Genomic DNA, 11,898 nt, shown 5'->3' on the forward strand with positions numbered 1-11,898 from the left:
CGGTACAATATGAAAATTGAGAGCACAAACCACAATTGATTTTGCAGGACAATTTCAAGCAAGATTCTGATTAATTAGGGTACAGTGACAGGAACACTCATCCATCTGATTTTTCCATCCCACCCGCTCTTGATCCTTTACCATCTCCAGATCAGCGGCACGGGGGCGGTGATCGGGCATATCGGGTTTGACAAGATCGAGCTTGGTGACGACGCGGCGATGAATACCCACGCCTACGCGCATTACCTGCACCACAAGTATTTCGAAGTGAATTATGCCGACGGCGCCCTGCCGTTCGATAAGTGGATGGGGACGTGGCATGATGGCACACCTGAAGGCGACAGACGCATGAAAGAGCGTCTCAGGAAGATGATCCAAGCCGCAAAGAACCAATCGTAGGAGTAAGAAAACTCCATACTAGCGAACCGCGTCAAAGCGCACCAGCAATGGATCTGTCGTAAGTTCTGGCGTTCATTGAAGCTATCGCTTTGCAGGCATCAAGGTGTTCCACCATATAGCCGATCATCTCTAAATTGCTGTCCGCCGAGACCGTCGGGAAGGCGATCAGGTCTTTCAGGATACGCTTGGCCTCGTCCAGTATAAGTTAGCCTTTCACAAAAAGCTTGCGATCGACACGGCACATTGGCTCGGCCGCGCCGTTTTCGCGGATCAAAATGGTCTCGGTTGTCTCAAGCCCCCAGTTGTCCATCCAGAGCGCGGGCATAAAGTGGAAGACCATTCCGGGTTCAAGAATCGTTTCATCCTCGGTCCGGATTGAGGCGGTACGTTCCCCCCAATCCGGCGGATAGCTGAGACCGACGGGATAGCCCATGCGGCCCGACCGTTCGATCCCGTGTTTGGCAAGGACATCCATGAAGGCATTGGCGATGTCACAGGTGCGATTGCCCGCACGCGCCGCGTTCAACCCGGCGTCGATGCCATCCAATTGGGCTTGTTCCGCGCGCAACATCTCGTCCGAGGGCTGGCCAAGGAATATAGTCCGGCAGAGTGGCGCGTGATAGCGGCGATAACAGCCCGACAGTTCGAAAAAGGTCGCTTCGCCTTCGCGCATCGGTTCGCCGTTCCATGTCAGGTGAGCGGCGGTGGCATCCAGGCCCGACGGGGTCAGAGGGACGATAGCCGGGTAATCCCCCCAATCGTCGCCGACCCCGGTGATGCCTGCATGCATGATATCGGCTACAAGATCGTTCTTGCGCACGCCCGGTGCTGCGCGGTCAATCGCGGTCTGGATCACCTTGTCGGAAATACTTGCCGCCTTGCGAATAAAGGCGATTTCGTCTTTTGATTTGACCTGCCGTTGCCAGTTGGTCAAGGCCGTCGCGTCCACAAGCGTGGCCTCAGGCATTTCTTCGGTCAGAACCGCATGGGCCTTGGCAGAGTAATAGTAATTCTCCATCTCGACGCCGATACGGACCTTGCTGAGCCCGCGTGCCTTGAGATGCGCGGCGAGGTCCTGCATCGGATGCATCACCGTCGACTGAACGAACTGATCGCCATAGCCAAGGATGTTTTTGTGATCCATCCAACAGGTTCGGCGCCCGCCCATCATGTCCATGTAGCGTCCCCACCAAATCGGCTCGCCCTCCATGGTCAGGATCACGCCCTGATGAACATAGAAGGACCAGCCGTCGTAGCCAGTCAGCCAGGCTTGGTTCGACGGGTCGGTGACAAAGATCACGTCCAGTCCAGCCTTCGCCATTGCAGAGCGGGTAAGGGCGATTCGGCGGTCGTATTCTGCTTGGGTGAAGGGTGCGTTGCTGTGTGTCATTGATGTCTCCTTAGCCCAATACCGCGTGAACAGCCCACGCGGTGGCGGCCACGATCTGATCTGCTTCCTCTTTTGTCAGGCAGAACGGCGGGGCAAATCCCAAGATATCGCCTTGCGGCATGGCACGGGCGATGATGTTGTCTTGTTCCAGCAGTTGGGCCGCGACCTGCAGACCAATTTTGTCATGGGCATCAAAGAAGCTGCGACTGTCCTTGTCGGCCACGAACTCGACCGCGCAGAGCATCCCCTCGCCGCGCACTTCGCCGACATGGGCGTGCTGTCCCAGCGCGTCCTGCAGGGCCGCTTTCAGATAGGCTCCGACCGAACCTGCATTCGTGACCAGATCCAGATCGTCAATAAGCATTAGGTTCGCGACCCCTGCAGCTGCGCCGATGGGGTGAGCCGAGTAAGTCCAGCCGTGACCAATGGGACCATTTTCATCCGTCCCCTGTTCCAGAACCTTCCACATTTTGTCCGAGACAATGGTCCCCGACAGCGGCGCATAAGCTGACGTCAGGCCCTTGGCAATGGTGATCAGGTCCGGGCGAAGGCCATAATGCTCCGACCCGAACATCGTCCCCAAGCGACCAAATCCGGTGACAACTTCGTCTGCAACCAGCAGAATGTCATGTTTCTCAAGCACCACCTGGATCGCGTCCCAATAGCCAGTAGGGGGTGGCACGATCCCCCCTGTGCCCAGCACCGGTTCGCCGATAAATGCGGCGATGGTGTCGGCCCCTTCGCGTTCGATCAGCGTTTCAAGTTCAGCCACGCAATGGGCCACGAATGCGGACTCGCTTTGGGTCGGGTCAGGGCGGCGGAAATAATCGGGGGCCTCGGTGTGGATCACTTGCGTCAGGGGCAGATCAAACTGGTTGTGAAACAGCTCAAGCCCAGTCAGCGATCCCGTCATCAGCCCGGACCCGTGATATCCCCGCCAGCGCGAGATGATCTTCTTTTTCTTTGGCCGGCCAAGGATGTTGTTGTAGTACCAGATCAGCTTGATGTTGGTCTCATTTGCATCCGATCCGGACAGACCGAAATAGACCTTCGACATATGGCCCGGCGCCCGGTCGAGGATCATCTTGGACAGGGTGATCGACGCCTCGGTCCCGTGCCCGACATAGGAATGATAATAGGCCAGCTCACGCGCCTGATTTGCGATGGCTTCGGCGATCTCGGGGCGGCCATAGCCCACATTCACACAGTAAAGACCGGCAAAAGCATCCAGCAGGCGGTTTCCGTCACGGTCTTCGATATGGCAACCCGTACCGCCAGTGATGACACGATGGGGGACGTTTCCTCGCGCAAACTCGGCCAGATGCGTTGATGGGTGGAAGAAGTTTTCGCGATCCCAGTGTTCAAGTTGATCGTTGTGAAGCATCGAGTGCCCTTCAGGTTCGGGCGGCGCGCCGCCGGTTGTCATGAAAAGAGCTGAGTGCACGCATTAAACTGAATGAGTTCAACCTAAGCAGACGGGCTCAGCTCACCCCGACAGCAGCGCGCTATGCCTTTATTGTCTGGGCGCCCCAATAGATGCATATTGGTACTGGCTTCAGCAATGAAAATTACAGCGTGGTGACGATAAAGCGTAAAAGGTTGCCTTCATCCGTGTCGGATCGGGTTTGATGCCGGTGAACAGCTCGAACGCGCACACCGCCTGGAACACGGCCATGCCCGCGCCGGACATGGTCCGGCAGCCACGCGCACGAGCGCCGGTTAACAGGTCGGTATCCAGCGGGAAATAGACGACATCTGCCACCCAGTGATCGGTGCACAGGGCATTCAGGTCAAAAGGCGTGCCCGGGTGGGATACCATGCCCATGGGGCTGGCGTTCACGGCACCTTGCGCTACCGCAAGCGCCTGTTCCGCTGTGTTGGCAACCCGCGCCCGGCCTTCGCCAATATTCGCAGCCAGAGCATGGGCCGCATCTATATTCACGTCGTATATCCAAAGCGTCTCGACATTGTTTTTCAGCAGGGCGTGGGCAACCGCCCCTCCCGCGCCACCAGCGCCAAGCAACAACACGTCCTTGTGGTCTGTGTCTGACAGAGTCTCCTGGAAAGCTAGGGAAAACCCCCAGAAATCCGTGTTGTGTCCCATGCGGCGGCCATTTTCAAAAACAACAGTGTTCACAGCGCCAACGGCCTGCGCCGTGTCCGACAGGACATCCAGAAAAGGCAGCGCGGCTTGTTTGAACGGATGGGTGACGTTCACACCCCGAAAACCCTCCGCCTCGGCCCGGTCAAGCAACGTGTCGATGGTGTCCGATGATTCCGAGGTGTCAACAAGTGAATAGCGGAAGTCCAGCCCGTGCGCCGCTCCTTCTTCGATGTGCATGCGTGGTGTTCGGGACGAATAGATGCCATGGCCGATCAGGCCAACTTGCACAGGCGCTGCTACAATGTGACCGCTCGCCAAAGTGCGGTTGACTGTCATAGCCACTCCTCCACATACATCTATGTACCGTTTGGTACAAATTCTCTGTACGATCTCTTTTGTGCGCGCACCTGTCAACAGCTTTGTACTGGACAGTTAAAACTATGTGGTCGTAAAGTAACCCAAGAGAGCATTAAGGGCGAGGATGATAGGTTTGCCAAAAGATGTTGAAAAACAATCAGCTAAAGGCAAACGTGACCCTGATGGAGTACGCCGCAACATCCTACGCGTCGCCACGAAGGAGTTTGCCCAAAAAGGCTTGTTCGGTTCCCGAATTGAAGAAATTACGGCCCGCACCAAGACCTCGAAACGAATGATCTATTACTATTTTGGCGACAAGGAAGGTTTGTACAAAGCCTGCCTTGAAAAGGCCTATGCGGATGTGCGCGAAGGTGAAAGCGCGTTGAGCCTAGATGGGCTGTCGCCCAAAGAAGCACTCGCCCGCCTAGTTGCCTTTTCTTTCGATCATCACCGGCGAAATCCCGATTTTATTCGCTTAGTGATGATCGAAAACATCCACAATGCCGCTTATTTGAAAACGTCGTCCATCATTCGCGAGATGAACGGCCCCGCGATCCGGAACTTGGCGGATATCATCACCCGTGGTCAAGCTATGGGCCTCTTCCGGCAGGATCTTGATGCAACCGAGCTGCACTGGCAAATCTCGGCACTAAGCGCTTTCAACGTATCGAACCGGGCAACTTTTGCAGAGCTCTATGGTGACGCAATCTTTGCGTCCGATGCACAAGATACTCTTCGCAATCATGTAGTGCAGATGATTGCTGGTTTCGTTCAACGCATAGAAGAAGATCCAAAATGAATAGCCATCAGAAACCTGAAAGCCGATGGCATCAAAATACTAAGACACGCTAAGACCCTTTCGAAAGCAAATTTACACCCACTGCCTATCTTTCTTCATTTACAAATTAAAGAATTCATTTTATTGATTGTGAATGGGTGGAGATGTATTTTCTCGACGTGCTTTCTTGCACAACGCCACGTGTCTCGCGGCACTTGGTGTAAAGTCCAAAACCGCTTGGGCAGAGTTACCACTCGGTTCTTCGGCTCGCATAACAACCATGTCAGACGGGTACCTGTCATTGCCTCCGGAAATGGTCTTCGGCGCCATGCCGAAGGAAGAACTCAGGCAGCTTTTAGACAACTACAAGGTGGACGCGACCAAGTACGAGCCAGAGTGCAATGTTGCGCTCTATCAAGATGATGAGAACACGGTGCTCTTCGACGTTGGTTCTGGGCCAGATTTCATGCCCACTTCTGGTAAGCTTCTGGAGACTCTTGAAACAACCGACCTGTCGCCCGAAGACATCTCGCACGTAATCTTCACCCATGCACACCCGGATCACATTTGGGGCGTTTTGGATGATTTCGACGACCTTCTGTTCCCCAACGCCACGCATCACTTTGGCCGTAATGAGTGGGATTATTGGTGGAACCCCTTAACGGTGGATACAATTGGAGAAGATCGCGCTGCGTTCGCAGTAGGCGCGAAACGGCGTATGGAAGAAATTGAGGATCAGGTTGCGTTGTTTGACGACGGGCAAGAGATCCTTCCCGGTATTGCCGCGCGCGCAAGCTTTGGACACACGCCCGGTCACATGGCGTTTGAAATTCGCAGCGGCAGTGAGTCCGTGATGATTGTCGGCGACGCGTTGGGAAATCCACACGTAGCTTTTGAACGCCCCGACTGGCACAGCGGCACGGATCAGGATCCACAGGCGGCCGCAGCAGCTCGGAACTCACTGCTGGATCAGATTTCCCACGAGCAAATGAAAATAATTGGTTTCCACTTGCCAAATGGTGGGATCGGCCGGGTCGCGAAGACTGGCTCTGCTTATAAGTTCATTGGAGAACCATAATGATGCGATCGCTGGCGATTATCTTGGCCCTGGCCACACCAGCTTGGGCAAGCGAGGATATTGCAGACCAATACCCGCAAAGTGTTCTTTATTCCAAACCGGTCGAGTACATCCCCGGGGTCTATTCCGCCATTGGCGCAACCGCCCCGCCGACCTACGAAAACTCTGGTCACAACAATAACCTTAGCTTCATAGTTACCGGAGATGGCGTGGTCGTAATAAACGGCGGCGCGGCTTATGTACTTGCCGAAGCGCTGCACCAGGAAATTCAGGCGATCACGGATCAGCCGGTTAAGCTTGTCTTCAACGAGAATGGCCAGGGGCACGCGATGCTTGGCAACGCCTACTGGTCAGAGCTCGGCGTTCCAATTATCGCCCATTCGGATGCTGCGGCTGAATTCGAGGAATACGGCCCTCAGATCCTTGAAGGGATGCAACGGTACAATCAGGACAAGGCAGAAAGAACTTTTTTGGCGGGCCCAACCGAGACATTCGAGGATGAATACGTTGTTGAAATGGGTGATTTCCGGATTGAGGCCAAATATCTCGGGCCGGCCCATAGTCCGGGCGATATCTCGATTTGGCTGCCGAACCAAAGCCTTGTCATCGCGGGTGACATGGCGTTTCACGAGCGAATGCTACCGATCTTCCAAGAGACTTATACAGCTGATTGGCTTGAAACGTGGGACAACGAGTTCGAAGCTTTGGGAGCCACATACGTCATCCCCGGACATGGTCATCCGACGAACATGGATCAGGTGCGCCGTTACACACGCGACTACCTGCGTTATCTGCGCGGCAAGATCCAAGAGCACATGGATGCCGGCGGCGATCTGGCAGAGGCTTACTATGTCAATCAGTCACCATATGCGCATTTGGACACGTTTGAGGAACTGGCGACAAAAAATGCCGGGCGCGTATTTGAGCAAATGGAATTCGAATGACTCAGGACGTTTGAGGAATAGGTATTCGCCTCAATAACCTATGCGCGCTGATCGCTCCGACCCACATGAAGAAAACGGCAAGCCACGCCGTCAATGACAGGGCGGACCCTCCCGAAAGCCCTGCACCTACAGCGCAACCTCCGGCCAGCATGGCTCCAAACCCCATGAGGACAGCTCCAACAAGGTAGCGCTCCATCGGAGTATCCGGGCCAAACCGTTCGATCTTCCACTCCCCTGTAGCTAGGGCTGAGCCCGCGGCACCGATTGCTACGCCGGGAACAAGGCCGATACCGAAAGACAAAACGACGTTCCTCTCAGCAACCAACGCCATTAGTGTATCCGTGGCCGGTCCGGTAAATGTGATTGACGACACGGGCACTACGTCAAAAGATGCTTGCGCGATCGCATATGTCATCAACCAGCCAAGCGCCACAGCCACACCAACGCCTGCGGCTGTTACGATCCTGACAGGCGCGACCCTCCGGTGAAATGCAAAGGCAATTGCCGACACCAATCCCAACGCTGCAACGGCTGTGTAAGCCACTGGCGAAAATCCAAGTATTTCTGAAAGGTCTCTCGAGGCGCCTCCTGAGACAGTCCAGATCACGGAAAGCAATTCTCGGACAGGACTAAGAACGCCCGTGTAAGCAGCCTGAGCCACTAAGGTTAAAACCAATCCTGTAATCAGGGCGCGCAGATTACCACAGGATGCCAATACCAACAGGCGAGATGCACACCCACGCGCCAAAACCATGCCAACGCCGAACATCGCCCCGCCAATTATTGCGCCGCTAAGGCTGCCCCTCGACGCGATCGCGCGTGTCTCGGAAAGGTCTAAAAACTCAAACGAGACAAGCGCCTGTACTAAGGTGAGCGCCGCAGCGAAGGCGATCAGCCAAACCGCCAGGCGGGGACCAAGCTCGCCTTCGGCAACTTCGATGGTCGATGCCCGCAAACAAAAATGAGACTTCTGCGCCGTTACGCCGAACAAGATACCTACAAGCACGCCGACAAATGCCAATGCGCCCGGGTCCCCAAACAGATCGATGAGCCTCTCCATGAACAGAAACTCTCACTTCGTTGCGTGTGCGTCCTTGTCTTCGGTCAAGCTGTCATTGTGCGGCCATTGGCCTGCGCGCCAGTTGGCATTGCGTCCATAACTCACCCAAGGCAGATACCAGTCGATCCACGTCTTCTGTAGAATGCACAGGGGAAGGCGTAATCCGCAGACGTTCCGTTCCCTTGGGGACGGTTGGATAGTTGATCGGCTGGATGTAAATCCCATAGTCACGCATCAGCACGTCAGAGATGAAGCGACACTTGACCGGATCGCCGACCATGACCGGAATGATGTGACTTGGGTTTGGTGTATGCGGAATGCCCAAATCGTCCAGCCTGTCCCGAACCTCGCGCACGCGCTGCTGGTGCAAATGTCGTTCCGAATTGCTTTGCTTCAGGTGCCGAACCGAAGCGGCAGCTCCTGCGGCCACGGCAGGAGGCAATGCAGTGGTAAAGATAAACCCACTGGCAAAGGATCGGACAAAATCGACAAGCTCTGTCGACGCGGCGATGTATCCGCCAACTACACCGAATGCTTTGCCCAACGTCCCCTCGATGACGGTTAGCCGATCCATCAGGCCTTCGCGCTCAGCTATGCCTCCGCCGCGTGGTCCGTAAAGCCCCACGGCGTGAACCTCATCCAAATAGGTCATCGCACCATAGCGATCCGCCAGATCGCAGATCTCGGCAATTGGTGCGATGTCGCCATCCATGGAATAGACGCTTTCGAACGCTACAAGCTTAGGTGCATTGGCGGGCAGTTCAGCAAGGTGCTTTTCAAGGTCCGCGAGGTCGTTGTGTTTCCAGATCCGCTTTTGACAGCGACTGTGGCGAATACCCTCGATCATTGAGGCATGGTTCAATTCATCAGACAGAACGGTGATGCCGGGAATGCGGGACGCCAAAGTACCCAGCGCGGCCCAGTTTGACACATAGCCTGACGTAAACAGCAAGGCCGCATCTTTGCCGTGCAGGTCTGCAAGCTCTTGCTCCAGCAATACATGCTCGTGGGTTGTCCCCGAGATATTCCGAGTACCGCCGGCACCTGCCCCGGATTTATCAATCGCCTGGTGCATGGCTGCGAGCACCTTGGGATGCTGACCCATTCCGAGATAGTCGTTGGAGCACCAGACCGTGACTTTTTCAGGATTTCCATCTGAATAACTGCGCGCCGATGGGAAAGCTCCGCACTGCCGTTCAAGTTCGGCAAAGACCCTGTAGTTTCCCTCTTCGCGCAGCTGCTCCAACTGATCTCGGAAAAAATGCTGATAGTTCATTTCAGTTCCCAACGGCTTCTTCTACGATCCCGGACAACAGGGTCTGAACCTTTTGCATTGGTCCATCAGGATAGCTTCGGTATCCAACCATCACGCCGTCGTCGTCTTCGGCTACAAAAACCCCATAGGGGCAGAAGCCAATATTCATCGGGTCTGCTTCCATCACTTCACGCGAGATTTTTGCCGAGCAGAAGATGAAGATGTCTGCGGCTGCAAATATCTGTTTGTCGCTGCCGACATCAGCGCCTGTTCGATTCAACATGTCGCCGACGTGGCTTACATAGTCGATGACCAGTCCCTGTCCCACAATCGCGGACTCGACTGCGAATGTTGCATCATCAAAACTGCCGTCGAAGGGTATAGTGATGATCTCTTCTGCCAGCCCTTGGCTCGCCAGAACAGTGGAAAACGCGGCTACGGCAATAAAGTGTTTCATGGTTTTAGTCCTCCTCCTGAACCGCATTTTCTCAGATTGATCATCGGAGTCTTTGACACCGGTCAAAGCCCCCGAATGCCTCAACCGAACATGTCTGACGTGATACCGGCGTACCAACCCAGTGACTCTTCGTAAGTTGCTTTTCTCAAATCGGCATCTTCACCGGTCTGGCTGATAAATCCGTCGACTTTCGCGATCTTTTCAGGCGTCGCCTCATAAGTCGCGCCAACCTTAACGCCATCATCGGTATCGATCAGCGACCAGCATGTGTTCGAGAACTTGGCCGGGAATACTTTAGACCCGGTCAACGCACCTCGTACGGCGTTCGCGCATACTTTCGCCTGACTGTTTGCCGAAAACCCGGATTTCGGCATGTCGCCCTGCTGGCTGGCATCACCAAGAACATATATGTCCGGATCGGCTTTGGAGGACATGTCCGCAGCGTTTACTGGTGCCCAGTTGCCGTCAGTTACTCCCGCCATTTCCGCAATGCGGCCGGCTTTCATCGCTGGGATTACATTGCAGACATCGACCTTTGTCTCTTCACCGTCGATAGTCACCGTCATTGCATCCGGATTCACAGATACATTGCCGCCGCCGAAATCTTCGCCGATCCAGTCGACCATACCTTCGTAGTGGTTTCCCCAGCCTTCTTGGAACAACGCCATTTTTGAGAATTTTGGCTTCGGGTCGGCCACAATGATCTTTGCTGTCGGATTATTCTTCTTCAAAACATGCGCAACCATCGAAATCCGCTCATATGGCCCAGGCGGGCAACGGAAGGGGTTAGGAGGAGCGACCATCGCGAAGGTGCCACCTTCAGGCATTGCCATGATTTGCGCTTTCAAGAGCTCTGTCTGAGAACCAGCTTTGTAAGCATGCGGCATCTTATTCTGGGCCGACAGATCCCAGCCCTCGACCGCGCCATCAACAAAGTCGATACCCGGGCTGAGGATCAGTTTGTCATAAGGAACTGACCCACCACCTGCCAAGGACACCGTCTTTGCGTCGCGGTCGACCCCAGTGGCCCAATCATGCACGACGTTGATACCGTAGTTCGCGGCAAGCGTGCCGTAGCTGTGGGCGATGTCCGATAGCTCCTGAAAACCTCCCAAATAAAGGTTTGAGAAGAAACAGGTGTAGTAGGTCCGAGACGGCTCAATCAGCGTCACGTCAATCTCACCTTTACTGTCCTTTGCAATGTACCGCGCGGCAGTTGCACCGCCTGCACCGCCACCAACAACCACTACACTGGGCTTGCCTTGAGCCAGCACCATCGGAGCGGATAGCCCGGCGGCCACTACCCCGGCGGCTCCAAGAAATACTCGTCTATTGAGTGTCATCGCGTTTCCTCCCCTTGGGCACTTTCATTCTGGATTATTGAAGTAGGCGGCCAATGCCGCGATCTCGTCATTGCTCAGCCGTCCAGCGATCATTTGCATGACCGGATGTGGCCGCTGTTTGTCCTTGTAAGCGTGCATGGCGACCACGAAGTCTTCGTCAGGCCAGTACACAATCGAAGGAATGCCCTCATCGCCCCCTTCGATCTGGTGACACGTTGTGCATTCGCTGCTGAGATATGCGCCGTACTCAGGATCTCCTTGTATCGCCAGGATCGCGGGATCGACCGAATGATCCGTGCCTTTCGCCGTTGGGTCCGCTTCTGGGATGTCCTGAGGATTATCCGAAAATGCCCGCAAATAGGCGATCACGTTGGCTCGGTCTTCCGGGTCTTTCAAACCGGGAAAACTCATCCGCGTGCCTGACGCAAATGCGCGTGGGTTTTCGATGTAGGCGGACAGAGTATCAGCGTGCCATTCCAGACCCGAGTTGCCCGCACGCTCTAGGCTCTTTGAGTAATTGAAACCATCCAGACCAGCAGCCTTGCGCCCAAAGACACCATTCAAATGCGGCCCGATTTTGTTTTTGGCTCCATCTCCAACCTGATGACAGCCTTTGCATTTGGCGAACACTTTTTTACCAGCTTCGGCGTCGCCGAGGCCTTCGGTGGCGTGGGTCGATGGGGCAACAGCAACTAAGGCCGCTGCGCACTTCAAAATGTTCGACCAGCGCATG

At 55.0% G+C, this 11,898-nt stretch carries 12 protein-coding genes; 4 read left to right on the forward strand and 8 right to left on the reverse strand.

The features are described from left to right. Positions 1 to 84 precede the first annotated feature (84 nt). Positions 85 to 399, forward strand: coding sequence for a hypothetical protein (locus ACR0K9_RS20180; protein ID WP_480825832.1), 315 nt, complete (start codon positions 85 to 87; stop codon positions 397 to 399). A gap of 205 nt (positions 400 to 604) precedes the next feature. Here the strand turns inward: ACR0K9_RS20180 and ACR0K9_RS20185 are convergent, their stop codons facing one another. The 3 genes from ACR0K9_RS20185 to ACR0K9_RS20195 all read right to left on the reverse strand — a co-directional run bounded on the left by ACR0K9_RS20185 (position 605) and on the right by ACR0K9_RS20195 (position 4,229). After that, positions 605 to 1,789, reverse strand: coding sequence for a M24 family metallopeptidase (locus tag ACR0K9_RS20185; protein WP_480825834.1), 1,185 nt, complete (start codon positions 1,787 to 1,789; stop codon positions 605 to 607). Positions 1,790 to 1,799: 10 nt separating this feature from the next. Beyond that, a complete protein-coding gene (locus tag ACR0K9_RS20190; RefSeq protein ID WP_480825836.1) occupies positions 1,800 to 3,173 on the reverse strand; it encodes an aminotransferase class III-fold pyridoxal phosphate-dependent enzyme in 1,374 nt (457 codons plus the stop codon). Between the two features lie 171 nt (positions 3,174 to 3,344). Further along, positions 3,345 to 4,229: a shikimate dehydrogenase gene (locus ACR0K9_RS20195; RefSeq protein WP_480825838.1), complete on the reverse strand. Its 885-nt coding sequence runs from the start codon at positions 4,227 to 4,229 to the stop codon at positions 3,345 to 3,347. 145 nt (positions 4,230 to 4,374) lie between these two features. Between ACR0K9_RS20195 and ACR0K9_RS20200 the strand changes: the two genes are divergently transcribed. The 3 genes from ACR0K9_RS20200 (at position 4,375) to ACR0K9_RS20210 (ending at position 7,050) form a co-directional block, all read left to right on the forward strand. Next, the gene (locus ACR0K9_RS20200; protein WP_480825840.1) at positions 4,375 to 5,049 is read left to right on the forward strand and encodes a TetR/AcrR family transcriptional regulator; all 675 of its coding nucleotides are present in this window, start codon (positions 4,375 to 4,377) and stop codon (positions 5,047 to 5,049) included. Between the two features lie 259 nt (positions 5,050 to 5,308). Beyond that, positions 5,309 to 6,106 carry an MBL fold metallo-hydrolase gene (locus tag ACR0K9_RS20205; RefSeq protein WP_480825842.1) on the forward strand — a complete coding sequence of 266 codons (798 nt, stop codon included), beginning with the start codon at positions 5,309 to 5,311 and terminating at the stop codon, positions 6,104 to 6,106. Between the two features lie 2 nt (positions 6,107 to 6,108). Then, positions 6,109 to 7,050: an MBL fold metallo-hydrolase gene (locus ACR0K9_RS20210; protein ID WP_480825852.1), complete on the forward strand. Its 942-nt coding sequence runs from the start codon at positions 6,109 to 6,111 to the stop codon at positions 7,048 to 7,050. A 1-nt stretch (position 7,051) separates the two neighbouring features. Here ACR0K9_RS20210 and ACR0K9_RS20215 read toward each other — a convergent pair whose 3' ends face one another. From ACR0K9_RS20215 to ACR0K9_RS20235, 5 genes are all read right to left on the reverse strand, one after another. Further along, complete coding sequence (locus ACR0K9_RS20215; RefSeq protein ID WP_480825844.1) at positions 7,052 to 8,110, reverse strand: YeeE/YedE family protein; 1,059 nt, start codon at positions 8,108 to 8,110, stop codon at positions 7,052 to 7,054. 52 nt (positions 8,111 to 8,162) lie between these two features. Then, positions 8,163 to 9,386, reverse strand: coding sequence for a 5-aminolevulinate synthase (gene hemA / locus ACR0K9_RS20220; RefSeq protein WP_480825846.1), 1,224 nt, complete (start codon positions 9,384 to 9,386; stop codon positions 8,163 to 8,165). A 1-nt stretch (position 9,387) separates the two neighbouring features. After that, positions 9,388 to 9,822 (reverse strand): DUF302 domain-containing protein, encoded by a 435-nt coding sequence (locus ACR0K9_RS20225; RefSeq protein WP_170514370.1) that lies wholly within the window; start codon positions 9,820 to 9,822, stop codon positions 9,388 to 9,390. 80 nt (positions 9,823 to 9,902) lie between these two features. Next, positions 9,903 to 11,165: an NAD(P)/FAD-dependent oxidoreductase gene (locus tag ACR0K9_RS20230; protein WP_170514367.1), complete on the reverse strand. Its 1,263-nt coding sequence runs from the start codon at positions 11,163 to 11,165 to the stop codon at positions 9,903 to 9,905. 24 nt (positions 11,166 to 11,189) lie between these two features. Further along, entirely contained in the window at positions 11,190 to 11,897 is a 708-nt protein-coding gene (locus tag ACR0K9_RS20235; RefSeq protein ID WP_170514364.1) for a c-type cytochrome, read from the reverse strand. Between the last annotated feature and the right edge of the window lies 1 nt (position 11,898).

It is taken from the genome of Ruegeria sp. L12, from assembly GCF_056531745.1.